Origin of the sequence: Mesorhizobium sp. M1338 (assembly GCF_040318045.1) — a bacterium.
GTDB lineage: Bacteria > Pseudomonadota > Alphaproteobacteria > Rhizobiales > Rhizobiaceae > Mesorhizobium.
Map to the genome: position 1 here is coordinate 1 of NZ_JAMYLL010000019.1, position 14,360 is coordinate 14,360.

The 14,360-nt window shown below is 63.2% G+C and carries 16 protein-coding genes; 6 read left to right on the plus strand and 10 right to left on the minus strand.

What is annotated here, in order from left to right; translation table 11 throughout:
- Positions 1 to 272: 272 nt before the first annotated feature.
- A complete protein-coding gene (locus tag NKH19_RS17930; protein ID WP_352870676.1) occupies positions 273 to 1,163 on the minus strand; it encodes a LysR family transcriptional regulator in 891 nt (296 codons plus the stop codon).
- Between the two features lie 96 nt (positions 1,164 to 1,259).
- Between NKH19_RS17930 and NKH19_RS17935 the strand changes: the two genes are divergently transcribed.
- Positions 1,260 to 2,255: an aldo/keto reductase gene (locus NKH19_RS17935; RefSeq protein ID WP_352870675.1), complete on the plus strand. Its 996-nt coding sequence runs from the start codon at positions 1,260 to 1,262 to the stop codon at positions 2,253 to 2,255.
- A gap of 272 nt (positions 2,256 to 2,527) precedes the next feature.
- On the opposite strand, the gene NKH19_RS17940 is transcribed toward NKH19_RS17935, so the two are convergent.
- The 8 genes from NKH19_RS17940 to infC all read right to left on the minus strand — a co-directional run bounded on the left by NKH19_RS17940 (position 2,528) and on the right by infC (position 9,658).
- A complete protein-coding gene (locus NKH19_RS17940; RefSeq protein ID WP_352982561.1) occupies positions 2,528 to 3,130 on the minus strand; it encodes a nucleotidyltransferase family protein in 603 nt (200 codons plus the stop codon).
- Positions 3,131 to 3,248: 118 nt separating this feature from the next.
- Entirely contained in the window at positions 3,249 to 5,657 is a 2,409-nt protein-coding gene (gene pheT, locus NKH19_RS17945) for a phenylalanine--tRNA ligase subunit beta (protein WP_352870673.1), read from the minus strand.
- Positions 5,654 to 6,076, minus strand: a complete 423-nt coding sequence (locus tag NKH19_RS17950) for a GFA family protein (protein ID WP_352870672.1) — start codon at positions 6,074 to 6,076, stop codon at positions 5,654 to 5,656. The genes pheT and NKH19_RS17950 overlap by 4 nt, the downstream gene beginning before the upstream one ends.
- Positions 6,073 to 7,170 (minus strand): phenylalanine--tRNA ligase subunit alpha, encoded by a 1,098-nt coding sequence (gene pheS, locus NKH19_RS17955; RefSeq protein WP_352870671.1) that lies wholly within the window; start codon positions 7,168 to 7,170, stop codon positions 6,073 to 6,075. Before pheS ends, NKH19_RS17950 begins: the two co-directional genes overlap by 4 nt.
- 145 nt (positions 7,171 to 7,315) lie before the next feature.
- The gene (gene rplT, locus NKH19_RS17960; protein WP_006201247.1) at positions 7,316 to 7,717 is read right to left on the minus strand and encodes a 50S ribosomal protein L20; all 402 of its coding nucleotides are present in this window, start codon (positions 7,715 to 7,717) and stop codon (positions 7,316 to 7,318) included.
- A 146-nt stretch (positions 7,718 to 7,863) separates the two neighbouring features.
- Positions 7,864 to 8,067, minus strand: coding sequence for a 50S ribosomal protein L35 (gene rpmI, locus NKH19_RS17965; RefSeq protein WP_006201248.1), 204 nt, complete (start codon positions 8,065 to 8,067; stop codon positions 7,864 to 7,866).
- Positions 8,068 to 8,270: 203 nt separating this feature from the next.
- Positions 8,271 to 8,897 (minus strand): methyltransferase family protein, encoded by a 627-nt coding sequence (locus NKH19_RS17970; protein WP_352870670.1) that lies wholly within the window; start codon positions 8,895 to 8,897, stop codon positions 8,271 to 8,273.
- A 224-nt stretch (positions 8,898 to 9,121) separates the two neighbouring features.
- Positions 9,122 to 9,658: a translation initiation factor IF-3 gene (infC, locus tag NKH19_RS17975; protein ID WP_013528312.1), complete on the minus strand. Its 537-nt coding sequence runs from the start codon at positions 9,656 to 9,658 to the stop codon at positions 9,122 to 9,124.
- A gap of 205 nt (positions 9,659 to 9,863) precedes the next feature.
- On the opposite strand from infC, the gene NKH19_RS17980 reads away from it, so the two are divergent.
- The 4 genes from NKH19_RS17980 to NKH19_RS17995 all read left to right on the plus strand — a co-directional run bounded on the left by NKH19_RS17980 (position 9,864) and on the right by NKH19_RS17995 (position 13,334).
- On the plus strand, positions 9,864 to 10,634 hold the full coding sequence (locus tag NKH19_RS17980; RefSeq protein ID WP_352870669.1) for an alpha/beta hydrolase: 771 nt from the start codon (positions 9,864 to 9,866) through the stop codon (positions 10,632 to 10,634).
- Entirely contained in the window at positions 10,634 to 11,818 is a 1,185-nt protein-coding gene (locus NKH19_RS17985; RefSeq protein WP_352870668.1) for a benzoate/H(+) symporter BenE family transporter, read from the plus strand. Before NKH19_RS17980 ends, NKH19_RS17985 begins: the two co-directional genes overlap by 1 nt.
- A gap of 75 nt (positions 11,819 to 11,893) precedes the next feature.
- Positions 11,894 to 12,373, plus strand: coding sequence for a DUF2852 domain-containing protein (locus tag NKH19_RS17990; RefSeq protein WP_352870667.1), 480 nt, complete (start codon positions 11,894 to 11,896; stop codon positions 12,371 to 12,373).
- Positions 12,374 to 12,578: 205 nt separating this feature from the next.
- Positions 12,579 to 13,334, plus strand: a complete 756-nt coding sequence (locus tag NKH19_RS17995) for a M48 family metallopeptidase (protein WP_352870666.1) — start codon at positions 12,579 to 12,581, stop codon at positions 13,332 to 13,334.
- 2 nt (positions 13,335 to 13,336) lie between these two features.
- On the opposite strand, the gene NKH19_RS18000 is transcribed toward NKH19_RS17995, so the two are convergent.
- Positions 13,337 to 13,555 carry a hypothetical protein gene (locus NKH19_RS18000; RefSeq protein WP_352870665.1) on the minus strand — a complete coding sequence of 73 codons (219 nt, stop codon included), beginning with the start codon at positions 13,553 to 13,555 and terminating at the stop codon, positions 13,337 to 13,339.
- Positions 13,556 to 13,659: 104 nt separating this feature from the next.
- Here NKH19_RS18000 and NKH19_RS18005 point away from each other — a divergent pair, with 104 nt between their 5' ends.
- Complete coding sequence (locus tag NKH19_RS18005) at positions 13,660 to 14,319, plus strand: phosphoribosylanthranilate isomerase (RefSeq protein ID WP_352870664.1); 660 nt, start codon at positions 13,660 to 13,662, stop codon at positions 14,317 to 14,319.
- Positions 14,320 to 14,360 lie beyond the last annotated feature (41 nt).

Below are 14,360 nucleotides of genomic sequence, written 5' to 3' on the forward strand. Positions count from 1 at the left end.
AGAGAGAAGACGGACAAACCCCGTTTTACGGGGCATGCACATGCGGCATTTCGATTCACTCAAAACTTTCCCCGGACAGCCCTGCGTAAACGGGGTGAAAGAAGCTGGCCGCGACGCCGGCGCAATCCTTGCGACGTCGGCGACTGGCGAAATCATCGATAAGGCGTCCCTCGCCCCGTTTTACGGGGAGAGGATGCCGGCAGGCAGGTGAGGGGCGGCGCCAGCCTTGGCTAGGCATACCCCCCAAACGGAGACGATTGCGCCGCCGCTCTCTACCCACTCACCTTGAAGAAATCGACAAACGCCCTGAGCGCTGGCCGCATCTGGCGTCGGCTCGGATAATAGACAAAGAAGCCATCGAAAGAGGGGCACCAGTCCTCCAGCACGCGGATCAGCCTGCCGTCGGCCAGCGGGGCACGGACATAGTCCTCGAAGACGAAGGCGAGCCCGGCGCCGTCGACCGCTGCCTGCGCGATCAGATGGTCCTCGCCGACGATCAGCGGACCCTCGACGGAGATTTCGATCTCCTCGCCGTCCTTCTCGAACTCCCAGCGGTAGAGGATGCCGCTGGAGAAGCGGAAGCGGATGCAGCGGTGATCGGCGAGATCGTGCGGATGGCGCGGTTTGGGCATGGTCTCGAAATAGGAAGGAGCGGCAACCACGGCACCCCGGATCGATGGCCCGATCCGCACCGCGATCATGTCGCGCTGCAGGCTTTCGCCGAGCCGCACCCCGGCATCGAAGCCGCCTTCGACCACATCGGTGAAGCGATCCTCGACGACGATCTCCAGCACGATATCGGGAAAGGCCTGGGCAAAGGCGCCCAGCCGTGGCGCCAATGTGAGCTGTGCGGCGGTGCGGGGCACGGTCAGCCTGAGATTACCCGCCGGCCGGTCACGCGCCTCGACAGCCGTCTCCAGCGCCAGGTCGATCTCCGACAGCGCCGGCCGCAGCCGCTCCAGCAATTGCGCACCCTCTTCGGTGGGCGCAACGCTGCGCGTGCTGCGCGACAGAAGGCGAACGCCAAGCCGCGCCTCGAGGCTGGACACCGCATGGCTGACCGCCGACGGCGCGATGGCCAGTTCCCTCGCGGCGCCGCGAAAGCTGCCGCATTGGGCGACGGTCGCCAGCACCGCGAGTTGTGAGAGATGGGCTCGATTCATTGATCTATCTTTTAGTACAGGCCGTGCGGCCGAGCGACGATTATCGAACATAGGGCAAGGCGCTATTTTTGTCGCATCACAACAAGGAGACGCGTGATGCAAACCCGCAAGCTTGGAACTGAATTGAACGTCTACCCGGTCGGCCTCGGCTGCATGGGCATGAGCTTCGCCTATGGCGGCCAGGCGGAAGTCGACGCGATCGCCACCCTGCACCGCGCCGTCGAGATCGGCGTCAACTTCTTCGACACGGCGGAAGTCTATGGCCCCTACGAGAACGAGATTCTGCTCGGCAAAGCGCTGAAACCGGTGCGCAACAAGGTGACCATCGCGACAAAATTCGGCTTCAAGATTTTGGAAGAAGGCACCGGCATCGACCGCATGGCCGGCGTCGACGGCCGTCCCGAGCACGTCAAGGCCGTCGCCGAGGCTTCGCTGAAGCGGCTGGGCACCGACGTCATCGACCTCTACTACCAGCACCGCGTCGACCCCAACGTGCCGATCGAGGATACAGTCGGCGCCATGGCCGAACTGGTGCGCGAGGGCAAAGTGCGCGCGCTCGGCCTGTCGGAAGCGAGTGCCGCGACCATCCGGCGGGCCCATGCCGTGCATCCGATCGCTGCCGTGCAGAGCGAATATTCACTGTGGAGCCGCGACCCGGAAGACGAGGTGTTCGCCGTCTGCCGCGAACTCAGCATCGGCTTTGTTCCCTACAGCCCGCTCGGCCGTGGCCTGCTCACCGGAACGATCGCCAAGCCCGAGGCTTTGAGCGACGACGACTGGCGCCGTGGCCTGCCGCGCTTCCAGGCGGACGCCATGGCCGCCAACGCTGCCGTCATCGCCACGCTGGAAGAGCTGGCGGCTGAAAAGGGCGTGACCTCGGCGCAGCTGGCGCTGGCCTGGGTGCTGCACCAGGGCGATTTCATCGTGCCGATCCCCGGCGCGCGAAAAATCCATCATCTGGAGCAGAACACGGCAGCGGCCGGGATCGAGCTGAGCGTAGCCGAGGTGGCGGCCATCGGCGATGCGCTCTCGCCGGACAAGGTCGTGGGCAAGCGCTATACGGAGGAGTTGCTGGCGCTGGTGAATGGGTGAGTCAGGTCACCGTTGGAGGGGGCGCTTCGGCGCCCCTTTTTCATGCGAACGTGACAGCGAAGGTTGCGAGAAGTCAGCGCGAAATACCCCCCTCTGTCCTGCCGGACATCTCCCCCGCAAGGGGGGAGATCGGATGCCGTTGCTGCTTTCGCCAATCGCCAAGGTTGCAGGAGGAGCGACCAGGCCGAAGCTGCCAATCTCCCTCCTTGCGGGGGAGATGGCCGGCAGGCCAGAGGGGGGTGCCTCGCGCCGACGTCTTTGCTTCGGCATCACTACCAAGGCACCACCGAAATCTCCGGCCAGTGCTCCCTTGCCCGCGCGCCCTTCACCTCATGCGTCCGTTGGTTGTCCAACACCCGGTTCGGCACGATGCGGAACGAGAAGATGTCGTCGAGCCCGAACGGCGCAACCAGATCGAGCTGCCCGTCCGCATCGTATCGGACACCGACCGCATGGGTCTTCGACGCGAAATAGCTGACGGATTCGCTGGAACTCGAATAGCGCGGACAGTGTTGCCCGAACTTGAGCGGATACCACAGATGCACCCGTGCCTGGTTGCGCACCTCGACCGGCAGCCGCAGCCCTTCGAAATGCACCGCCGCCCGGCGGATCACCGCGTCCTCCGCCTCATAGGACAGGTCGCTGTCATCGAAATAGAACAGGTCGACATCTTTGATGCCGTAGCCCGACGGCTTGCCGGTCAGATGGTTCCAGACAGAGTTGTAGAGCGCGCCGGAGACGACCAGCCAGTCGGCAAGACCAAGCGCGCGGGCATGCGTCAGCGCTTCGCGAACAAGCGGATCAGCCGAGACGATCTCAAGAAACGCCGTGCGTTGCGTTTCGAAAGGAAGGCCGGAATAGCGCAGATGGTCCATCGCCCCTTGGAGGGCGATTCGCCACCTGCCTGCAAGTCTTGGTTCCTGCGCAATTCCCAAGGGAAAGCGCTATGCGCTTTCCATTGGAAAATCGCTACGCAGTTTTCCTGGAATTACTCTACCCGCGCAGAACGCCGCCGGTCTGCTTGCCGACATTGTCGACGATGCGCTTGGCCAGCGCCTCGAAATCCTCGTCGGTCAACGTCTTCTCGACCGGCTGGATCGAAACTTCGATGGCGATCGACTTCTTGCCCGCTCCAAGCGAGGCACCTTCGAAAATATCGAAGACCGAAACGCCTGATACCAGCTTCTTGTCGGCGGCGAGCGCCGCGCGCACCAGCGTGCCGGCCTCGACGGTCTTGTCTACGACGAAAGCGAAGTCGCGCTTGACCATCTGGAAGGCGGAGAGCTCGAGCGTCGGCTTGGTCTTCGTCGGCTTGGCCTTGGGCTCGGGCACGGCATCGACGAACACTTCGAAGCCGCAGAGCGGCCCGGAAACATCGAGGCCCTCAAGCGCCTTCGGGTGAAATTCACCGAACGTGCCGAGCACGGTTTTCGGGCCGAGCTTGATCGTGCCGGAACGGCCGGGATGATACCAGGCCGGACCGCCCGCCTCGATCTGCAGCCGCTCGACCGGCGCACCGCAGGCTTCGAGCGCGGCGATGGCATCGGCCTTGGCGTCGAACACGCCGACCGGGCTCGAATTGCCGGCCCAGTTGCGGCCGGAGCCGTCGAGCTTAGCGGTGCCACGGCGTACGCCGGCAGCAACGCGCCGCTGCTGGTCGGCGCCGTCGCCTTCGTAGGTGCCAGAGACTTCGAACAGCGCCACGTCGCCGATGCCCCTGTCGGCATTGCGCTGGGCAGCGGCAATCAGCCCCGGCAGCAGCGACGGCCGCATGTCGGACATATCGGCGGCGATCGGGTTGGCGAGTTTCAATGCCGTCTGGCCGCCACCGAACAGTTCGGCGTGTTTGGCCGGAATGAACGACCAGGTGACGGCTTCCATCATACCGCGCACGGCAAGCGCGCGCTTGGCCGTGCGGGTGCGGACCTGCAGCGTGGTGAGTATCCTTGCGTTGACCGCGTCATGCGCACCGAGCGGCTGCGGGGCGATGTTGTCGACGCCGTGGATACGCATCACCTCCTCGACCAGATCGGCCTTGCCGTCCACATCGGGGCGCCAGGACGGCACGGCGACGTTGACGGTATCGCCCGACCCCTCGGGCTTGAAGCCGAGGCGCGACAGGATGTCGAGGCTTTCCGCCTTCGCCACCTCGATGCCCGTCAGCCGCTTCACTTCCGAAAGCGGGAAGGAGACGATCTTGGGCGTGTGGCCCGCATAGCCGGCCACTTCGATCTCCGTCGGCGTGCCGCCGCAGAAATCGAGCACCAGCCTGGTCGCCAGCTCGACGCCGGGCACCATGAATTCAGGATCGACGCCACGTTCGAAGCGGTAGCGCGCATCGGTGATGATGCCGAGCGTGCGGCCGGTGCGCGCCGTGGTGATCGGATCCCAAAGGGCGGATTCGATCAGCACGTCCGACGTGTTCTCGTCGCAGCCCGAGTGCTCGCCGCCCATGATGCCGGCGATCGATTCGACGCCGTCTTCATCTGATATGACGCACATCTCCGGCGTCAGCGTATATTCGCGACCGTCGAGCGCCTGCACCTTTTCGCCATTGTGCGCCCGCCGCACGGTCAGATTGCCGGCGACCTTGCTGGCGTCGAACACATGCAGGGGCCGACCGCGGTCGAAGGTGACGTAATTGGTGATGTCGACCAGCGCGCTGATCGGCCTGAGACCAATGGCGATCAGCCGCTGCTGCAGCCATTTCGGCGACGGGCCGTTCTTGACGCCCTTGACCAGCCGCAGCGCGAAGCCGGGGCAGAGTTCCGGCGCTAGGATCGTCACCTTGACCGGGCACATGCCGTTGCCGACATGGGGCATGATAGCGCCGCCGACGAGACGGCCAAGTCCACTCGCCGCCAGATCCCTGGCGATGCCGTAGACGCTGGTGGCGTCCGGCCGGTTCGGCGTCAGGTTGATCTCGATGACCGGATCGTCGAGATGCGCGTAGGCAGCGAAGCTGGTGCCGACAGGCGCATCCTGGGGCAGGTCGATGATGCCGTGGTGCTCGTCGGACAGTTCCAGCTCGCGCTCGGAACACATCATGCCGTGGCTTTCGACACCCCTGATCTTGCCGACCGTCAGCGTCACGTCGATGCCGGGCACGTAGGTGCCGGGCGCGGCAAAGGCGCCGATCAGGCCCGCGCGTGCATTGGGCGCGCCGCAGACGACCTGCACCGGTGCCTTGCCGTCGCCGGTGTCGACGGTGAGCACGCGCAGCCGGTCGGCATCGGGGTGCTGCACCGCCGTCAGCACCCTGGCGATGACGAACGGCTTCAGGCTCGACTTGTCGTCGACATGCTCGACTTCGAGGCCGATCGAGGTCAGCCGCTCGACGATCTCGCTGAGCGAGGCGTCGGTCTCGAGATGATCTTTGAGCCAGGAAAGGGTGAATTTCATTGGACTGTTCCGTCTGGTCTTTTGACGCTTGATTTCAGATGTCTCGGCAAGTCGTCGGACATATGCAGGAAGGGAAGCTGCTCGCTGACATAGGCATGCAGCGTCGGCTTGAAATCGGCCGGCATGTCCATGGCGCCGAGCATGAAATAGATGTCATCCTCCAGCCGCTCGTCGACATAGGCGATGGGCGAGCCGCAGGTGCCGCAGAAGGAGCGCGTCACCGGGCCGTTCTCGAACATCTTCAGCGCCTTGCCGGTGAACGCGACCTGACCGGCCAGGAAGCCGACAAAGGCCGATACCGGCGCGCCGCTCGCCCGCCGGCAATCGCCGCAATGGCAATAGCTGACGTGATGCGGTTCGGCCGAAGCCTCGAACCGCACGGCGCCGCAACGGCAGCCGCCGGTGTGCGGCGCTGTCATGCGCTTAGGCCTCCGAACAAGGTCGGCATGTCGAGCGGCCGGAAGCCGTAATGCGACAGCCAGCGGACATCGGCGTCGAAGAAGGCGCGCAGGTCCGGCATGCCGTATTTCAGCATGGCGATGCGGTCGATGCCCATACCCCAGGCAAAGCCCTGATACTCGTCCGGATCGAGCCCGCCATGGCGCAGCACGTTGGGATGCACCATGCCGCAGCCGAGGATCTCCATCCAGTCGGAGCCTTCGCCGAAGCGCACCTCGCCGGGCCGCGAGCGGTCGCACTGGATGTCGACCTCGAGGCTGGGCTCGGTGAACGGAAAGAAGGATGGCCGGAAGCGCATCTTGACCTGCGGCACCTCGAAGAAGGCCTTGCAGAACTCCTCCAGCACCCACTTCATGTTCGCGACATTGGCCGTCTTGTCGATCACCAGCCCCTCGACCTGATGGAACATCGGCGAGTGGGTAGCGTCGGAATCCTGACGATAGGTCTTACCCGGAATGACGATGCGGATCGGCGGCTTCTTCGTCTCCATGGTGCGGATCTGCACGGGTGAGGTGTGGGTGCGCAAAAGCTTGCGCTCGCCCTTTTCGTCCGGCTGGAAGAAGAAGGTGTCGTGCATCTCGCGCGCCGGATGGCCTTCGGGGAAATTCAGCGCGGTGAAATTGTAGTAATCGCTCTCGATATCCGGACCTTCGGCTATGGAGAAACCGAGATCGCCGAAGATCGCCGCGATCTCGTCGATGACCTGGCTGATCGGATGGATGCGGCCGCGCTCAGCCGGCGACTGCCGCACCGGCAGCGTCACGTCGACCTTTTCAGCGGCCAGGCGGGCTGTGATCGCCACATCCCTGAGCTCGGCCTTGCGGGCCGTCAGGGCATCGGTGACGCGGTTCTTGAGGCCGTTGATGGCCGGGCCCTTCAACTGGCGCTCCTCGGCGGTCATGGCGCCGAGCGTCTTCAACATTTCGGAGATGAAACCCTTCTTGCCAAGAGCCGCGACGCGCACGGCCTCGATCGAGGCCTCGTCGGAGGCCGATGCGATGTCGGCAAGCAGCGAGGCCTCCAGGGCTTCAAGATTTCCGGCTGTGTCGTTCACGGCGAAACTCTCTCGATCGGGCGACCGGCACCATTTTGGTTCGTCGTCACCATTTTGGTTACATCAGGTATAAGAAAAACCCGCGCCAGCCGTGCCAGCGCGGGTTCCCCAAATCAGAATTGCGAATGCTTGGGAAGCGCTGGTCTTAGGCGACAGCGCTTTCAAAAGCGTTCGGCGTGGTGTTCTTCAGATATTCGAGCGCCACCTTGGCCTTGGCGACCAGGGCTGCGAAAGCCTGCGGCTCATGGATGGCCATGTCCGACAGGATCTTGCGATCGATCTCGATGCCGGCCTTGTTGAGGCCGTCGATGAAGCGGCCGTAGGTCAGGCCATGCTCGTGGGTCGCCGCGTTGATGCGCTGGATCCACAGCGCGCGGAACGAGCGCTTGCGGTTCTTGCGGTCGCGGTAAGCGTACTGCAGCGACTTTTCCACCGCCTGCTTGGCGATGCGGATGGTGTTCTTGCGGCGGCCGTAGAAGCCTTTTGCGGCTTTCAGGACCTTCTTGTGCTTGGCGTGCGAGGTGACGCCTCTCTTTACGCGTGCCATGTCATGATCTCCTTAAAAGCAATTCCAGGAAAAGTGCCCTTGCGGTTTTCCGTTCGGAATTGCGTAAAACAAATGCGTGTCCGGACCGAATGCCTTATTTGAGCGGGATGTTATCCAAAAAGTCTGCAACTTTTTGGCATCACGCCTTAGAGGCCGTTCGGCAGAAAATTCTTGATGACCTTCTTGCCATCCGGTTCAGCCAGAACCATCGTGCCGCGGGCATTTCGAATGAACTTGTTGGAACGCTTGATCATGCCGTGACGCTTGCCGGCCGCAGCCGACAGGACTTTACCCGTACCTGTGATCTTGAACCGCTTTTTTGCAGCGGACTTGGTCTTCATCTTGGGCATTTTGCTACTCCGTTTCTATGAGGTCCCTGTCGTGCCTCCGGCACTCCACGCCTCTTGTCTTGTTCGCTTCGGGCCGACCAAAGCCCGAAAAGCAAATGAAACCGCCACGGCATGCCCTGCCGGGCGGTTTTCTTGAACGGCGGTCCTATACGTCAAAGCCGGCTGCTGTGCAACACCTGTAGAGATGCGGCTCTGCCCTTGAGTCAGGGCAGCCGGAACAGCACCGGCAACATGCCCGACTGCTGGGCGCCATCGATCAGCTCGAAGGCCGGCAGCGCGACGAGGAACACCAGGCCGTCGAGCAGCGTGGTCAACAGCAGACGCGGCTTGAAGCTGCCGGTATCACCCTCCTGGTAGAGGGAAAGCTTCGGGAAGAAGCGCGGCACTCTCGCCAGATAGGCCTGATATGTGGCGGGAAGCGCTTCCTTGAGGAATTTCTCCTCGCGCAGGATGACGATATGGAAGGCGCCCGCGCACAGCACCGCGAACAAGATGATGCCGGAGAATGAGCCGATCTGGGCGCCGACACCGGCCGCGGCCACGGTCGAGAACACATAAAGGGGGTTGCGGGTGATCGAGTAGGGCCCGCCGGTCACCACCTCGGAAGCCTTGCGCCCACCTATGTAGAGCGTCGACCAAAGGCGCCCGACGATGCCGAGGAAAATCAGCAGCACGCCGAACATTTCAATCGACTCATGCACCGGCGTGTCGGGCGGAAACGTCGATTGGCCAAACAACAGCGCCGCGAACAGCACCGCCACGAGCCCGGCGAGCACCATCCGGCGCGTATGCTGGTAGTTACCCAGCCCGTATTTGAGTTCTTTGTCCAAGGTTGGAATCCGATCGTCGAAGAGCCCGATGCATGTCATGTCACCCAAAGTGGCCCCGGCTTTGGGAAGACGACATGCATAAAAAAGAACCGGCGATCCCAGCCTCTGCCAAGAAAACAGGCGTCCCGCCGATCGCCGGGACGCCTTGGGATGTAATTCAGGCGGATTTAAGCGCGATACCAAGCCTGACGCCATCGCGTCTCAGGTGTGTTGCTCAGCACACCTTAGCGCGGCGACAGCACCATCATCATCTGGCGGCCTTCGAGCTTCGGTTCCGCCTCGACCTTGGCGATGGTCGCCACTTCCTCGCGGACCTTGTTCAGAAGCTGCATGCCGAGTTCCATATGCGCCATCTCGCGGCCACGGAACCGCAGCGTCAGCTTGACCTTGTCGCCTTCCTCGAAGAAGCGGCGAACCGCCTTCATCTTGGTCTCGTAATCATGGCTGTCGATGTTCGGGCGCATCTTGATCTCCTTGATCTCGATGACCTTCTGGTTCTTGCGCGCCTCGGCCGCCTTCTTCTGGTTGGCGTATTTCAACTTGCCGAGATCGAGGATCTTGACGACGGGGGGCACCGCATTGGGCGATATCTCGACGAGATCGAGCCCAGCCTCTTCGGCGAGCAGCAATGCGTCGTTGATGGAAACATCGCCGCGGTTCTGGCCTTCGGCGTCGATAAGCTGGACCCGGGGAACCCGGATATCACGGTTGGAGCGCGGGCCATCCTTGGTCGGCGCCGCTGCTTTGAAAGGTCTGCGAATGGTCGTGGTCTCCTTGGCCGTTTCGTTCAGGGTTTGTCAGTGTTGATGCGTGACGCGTCAATGTGGTGAGCGCGCGGGCGGAGTCAATAGCACAGCATTGACAGAAAATCACCCTGATCGCTGCCCTGCACCAAACAAAGAACATCGCGAGCACTTTCCGCCTCGCCGCTGGCTGTGCCACAAGACCGACGTTGAGGAAAAAGCCATGACTGTCACGCCCCCACTCTTTCTGGATATCGATGGATCGCGCATCGCGGTGCGCCATACTGCTGGCTCCGCCCCCGGCATCGTCTGGCTCGGCGGCTACAAGTCGGACATGCTGGGCACGAAGGCGCAGACGCTGTCGGACTGGGCGGCAAGGGAAGGCCGCGCGTTCCTGCGCCATGATTATTCCGGCCATGGCGAATCCGGCGGCGCCTTTGCCGACGGCACGATTTCGACATGGCTTGCGCAAAGCCTTGCCGTGTTCCGGCATTTCACCAAGGGCCGGCAGATCCTGGTCGGCTCCTCGATGGGCGCCTGGATTGCGCTGCGCATGGTGCAGGAATTGCGCAAGGCGGGCGACAGCAACGTCTCCGGCCTGGTGCTGCTGGCGCCGGCGCCAGACTTTACCGCTGAACTGGTCGAACCGGTGCTGACCAAGTCGCAGAAACGCGACCTCGCCAAAAAAGGCTTCTTCGAGGAGCCGTCGGACTATTCCGCCGAGCCCTACATCTACACACGCGCCCTGATCGAGGATGGGCGCGACAACAGGGTGATGACGGGCCCGATCGACACCCATTGCCCGGTGCACATCCTGCAGGGGCTGGCCGATACGGACGTGCCGACAAGCCATGCGCTGAAGCTGGTCAGCCTGCTGCCGGCCGACGACGTGACCTTGTCGCTGATCCCCGATGGCGACCACCGCCTGTCGCGGCCGCAGGATCTCGACATGCTGGTGCGGGCCGTAGACACGATGGCACAAAGGGGAAACTGATGCGCCTTTCCATTCCGATATCCGCCTTCGTCGCGGCCATCGTCGGCTTCGGCGGCACGCTGGCCATCGTCATTGCCGCCGCCAAGGCGGTCGGCGCGACGCAGATCGAGACGGCGAGCGGCGTTACCGCCATCTGCCTGGCCATGGCGATCGAGTGCCTGTGGCTGTCCTGGCGCACGAAGATGCCGGTCATCACCGCATGGTCGACGCCGGGCCTGGCGCTGATCGCCGCATCGAGCGGCTTTTCGATGAACGAGGCGGTCGGCGCCTTCATCGTCACCGGCATCCTGTTGATCGCCACCGGCCTGTTCGGACCGCTGACGCGGCTGATCGCCAGGATACCGGCGTCGGTGGCATCCGGCATGCTGGCCGGCATCCTCGTCAGCTTCGCCATCAACGCGGTCAAGGCCATCCCCGCCGATCCCTGGCTGATCCTGCCGCTGATCGCGGCCTTTTTCGTCATCAGGCTGTTCAATCCGGCGGTGTCGGTGCTGGTCGTGCTGATCGGCGGCGGCCTCGCGGCATTTCTCACCGGCCGCGTCGGCGGCCTGCCGACACTGGAACTATCGACGCTGACGCTGATCGCGCCGCAGTTCAGCGCCGCCGCGATCATCGGCCTGGCGCTGCCGCTCTATCTCGTCACCATGGCTTCACAGAACCTGTCCGGCCTCGCCGTGCTGCGCGCCGCCGGCTATCACCCGGAGCCAGGCCCGCTGATCGGCGTCACCGGCCTGTTTTCGCTGTTGTCGGCGCCGTTTGGCGGCTCGACCACCAATCTGGCGGCGATTTCGGCGGCGATCTGCACCGGGCCCGACGTCCATCCGGACCCCACCGAGCGCTGGAAGACCGGCCCGTTCTATGCGCTCGCCTATCTCGTCTTCGCCATTTTCGGCGCGTCGCTGGTGGCGATCTTCGCCGTCCTGCCGCAGAGCCTGATCGTACTGGTGGCGGGTCTCGCGCTGATGTCGCCGCTTGCCAATGCTTTGTCGATCGCCTTGAAGGACGAAGGCGAACGCATACCCGCCACCGTCACCTTCGCCGTCACCGCTTCGGGGCTGACGCTGTTCGGCGTCGGCGCGGCATTTTGGGGACTTGTCGCCGGGTTGGTCGTGCTTTTCCTCGAAGCACTCAAAAAGCAACAATCATTTCAGCCGCTTGTCCGGATTTGGCGGACATTGTCTTGAATCGCCGTTTTCTTCTTCCCATTTCGATTCCACGCAGCCGGTCTTGGCTGTCTCCAACCGAAGGAATGGGAGAAAATGAACACATCCGCATTGATCCGCCCGGCCTGGACGCCGGCAACCATCGCGTTGATGGTGATCGGTTTCATGGTGTTCTGGCCACTCGGCTTCGCCATGCTCGCCTACATCATCTGGGGCGACCGCCTCGAGGGCTTCAAGCGTGACGTCAACCGTGCCACCGACGGCATCTTCGCCGGCTGCCGCCGCGGTTCCGACAAGGCCGCGCGCTGGGGTCACGGCTCCGCCCGCACCGGCAACGTCGCTTTCGACGACTGGCGCGAAAAGGAACTTGAGCGCCTGAACGAAGAGCGCCGCAAGCTAGACGAGATGCTCACCCAGTTCGACGAGTACGCCCGCGAATTGCGTCGCGCCAAGGACCAGGACGAGTTCGACCGCTTCATGGCCAACCGCAACAAGTCGACGGCGCCGACGAAGACCGACCCGGGCACCGGAACGACCACCAAGCGTGGCAAGGGCTCGAACCTGCTTGACGACTAGCGCATCGGCCCGAAAATCGACTTCGATTTTCTGAAAGCACGATGCGTAGATTCAAAAGTGTTAGAGCGTACTTTGTGCGTCCGATTGGACGCACGTCGCTCTAATGACCCGGCGACTGGTCACATCGTGAAAAAACGGCGTCGCGAATGCGGCGCCGTTTCTTTTTTGTTCTATTCGTTTTCCTCGAATCACGTATCGTCCGGCCATGTCTTTCGGCTTCTTCCGCAATTTGACAAAGACCAAGCCCGCGCCCGAAGAGCGCGAGCATATCGTTGCCGGCCGCTCGCTGCCGCTCAAGATCGTCGAGAACGACCGCGCAAGGCGGCTGACGCTGCGCATCGATTCCGGCGGTCGCGGGCTGCGCATCACCGTGCCGCCGGGCCTGCGCCGAGGCGAGGTGGAAAAATTCCTCGACCGCCATCAGGACTGGCTGGAACAGCGGCTGGCCAAGGTCCCGGCTCGGCCGCAGGTGCGTCCCGGCATCAAGATCCCGGTGCGTGGCGTGGCGCACCGCATCGTCCACGAGCCTTCAAACCGCGGGACCGTGACGGTGTCGAGCGATGAGCGCGGCCCGCTACTGATCGTGCATGGCGACCGCATACACCTGCCGCGCCGGATCGCCGACTTTCTCAAGCGCGAGGCCAAGAAGGAGATCGAGAAGCTGGTGCTCAAGCACACGCATGCGCTGGGCAAGCGCGCCAAGGCCGTCCGCTTCAAGGACACGTCGAGCCGCTGGGGCTCCTGCACCTCCGACGGCAATCTGTCGTTCTCCTGGCGGATCATGATGGCGCCGTCGCCGGTCATCAATTACCTCGTCGCGCACGAGGTTGCGCATCTCAAGGAGATGAACCACGGTCCGAAATTCTGGAAGCTGTGCGAGCAGCTTTGCCCGGACACCGAACGCTGCAAGGCCTGGCTGAAGCGCAATGGCGGCGCGCTTCAGGCGATTGCGTTCGAGTAACGTCAATCGTCATTCGCGGCGTTGAGTTCATCCGGTCGCAACCCCTCGTCGCCATGATGCGGCCACGGCAAAAAATTGCCGTCGAAGGCATCGCTGCCGAAATAGTCGAGCGCGCGGTGCGCCTCGGCGCCGTTGAAGGCGGCCTTGTCCATCAGGTGCGCGATGACCTCGCGCGCCTGCGAAATCTTCTGCCTGAGTTCGGCAACGGTTCTCTCGGTCATGATCCTGCTCCCGCCTTGTCCATCCATAAGTAGCGCCTTTGGCCTTGCCGGCAAACAGTATGCTTTTTCTCGACTCTTTTCGCTTTTCATGCCAATTCCCGCGCATGGCACTCGACATCAAGATCTGCGGCTTGAAGACCGACGGGGCAATGGCCGCGGCGCTGGCCGGCGGCGCCAGCCATGTCGGCTTTATTTTCTTCCCGAAAAGCCCACGCTATGTCGAGCCTGCCGAGGCTGGCCGCCTGCGCGAGGCTGCGCGCGGCAAAGCCAAAGCGGTTGCCGTCACCGTCGATGCCAGCGACGCCTTCCTGGACGAAATCGTTGCCAAGATGCAGCCCGATATGCTGCAGTTGCACGGCTCGGAAACGTCGGAGCGGGTGGCCGAGGTCAAAGCCCGCTATGGCCTGTCGGTGATGAAGGCACTGCCGCTCAGCGAGGCCGCCGATCTCGAACGGATAAAGCCGTTCGTCGGCATCGCCGACCGCTTCCTGTTCGACGCCAAGCCACCGAAAGGCTCCGAACTGCCGGGCGGCAATGGCGTTGCCTTCGACTGGCGCATTCTTGCCGGCCTTGACGGCGGTGTCGATTACATGCTTTCCGGTGGGCTCAACGCCGCCAATATCGGCGATGCCCTTCGGCTTGCCAACCCGCCCGGAATAGACATCTCCTCAGGCGTGGAAAGCGCGCCGGGCGTCAAGGATCCGGCGCTGATCGAACAATTTTTCCGGGCCGTCAGGGCAGCGCGAGACAACCGCGCCGCCTGACCGGTTCAATCCAGAGCATGTTGGGAACCGGTTTTGCGACA

Bases quoted from the DNA above. Each gene is read 5' to 3' on its own strand.
- NKH19_RS18005 (WP_352870664.1), top strand. From the start codon at position 13,660: ATGGCACTCGACATCAAGATCTGCGGCTTGAAGACCGACGGGGCAATG.
- rpmI (WP_006201248.1), bottom strand. From the start codon at position 8,067: ATGCCCAAGATGAAGACCAAGTCCGCTGCAAAAAAGCGGTTCAAGATC.
- NKH19_RS17980 (WP_352870669.1), top strand. From the start codon at position 9,864: ATGACTGTCACGCCCCCACTCTTTCTGGATATCGATGGATCGCGCATC.
- NKH19_RS17935 (WP_352870675.1), top strand. From the start codon at position 1,260: ATGCAAACCCGCAAGCTTGGAACTGAATTGAACGTCTACCCGGTCGGC.
- NKH19_RS17995 (WP_352870666.1), top strand. From the start codon at position 12,579: ATGTCTTTCGGCTTCTTCCGCAATTTGACAAAGACCAAGCCCGCGCCC.
- NKH19_RS17930 (WP_352870676.1), bottom strand. From the start codon at position 1,163: ATGAATCGAGCCCATCTCTCACAACTCGCGGTGCTGGCGACCGTCGCC.
- NKH19_RS17950 (WP_352870672.1), bottom strand. From the start codon at position 6,076: ATGACAGCGCCGCACACCGGCGGCTGCCGTTGCGGCGCCGTGCGGTTC.
- rplT (WP_006201247.1), bottom strand. From the start codon at position 7,717: ATGGCACGCGTAAAGAGAGGCGTCACCTCGCACGCCAAGCACAAGAAG.
- NKH19_RS17985 (WP_352870668.1), top strand. From the start codon at position 10,634: ATGCGCCTTTCCATTCCGATATCCGCCTTCGTCGCGGCCATCGTCGGC.
- NKH19_RS18000 (WP_352870665.1), bottom strand. From the start codon at position 13,555: ATGACCGAGAGAACCGTTGCCGAACTCAGGCAGAAGATTTCGCAGGCG.
- NKH19_RS17940 (WP_352982561.1), bottom strand. From the start codon at position 3,130: ATGGACCATCTGCGCTATTCCGGCCTTCCTTTCGAAACGCAACGCACG.
- pheT (WP_352870673.1), bottom strand. From the start codon at position 5,657: ATGAAATTCACCCTTTCCTGGCTCAAAGATCATCTCGAGACCGACGCC.
- NKH19_RS17990 (WP_352870667.1), top strand. From the start codon at position 11,894: ATGAACACATCCGCATTGATCCGCCCGGCCTGGACGCCGGCAACCATC.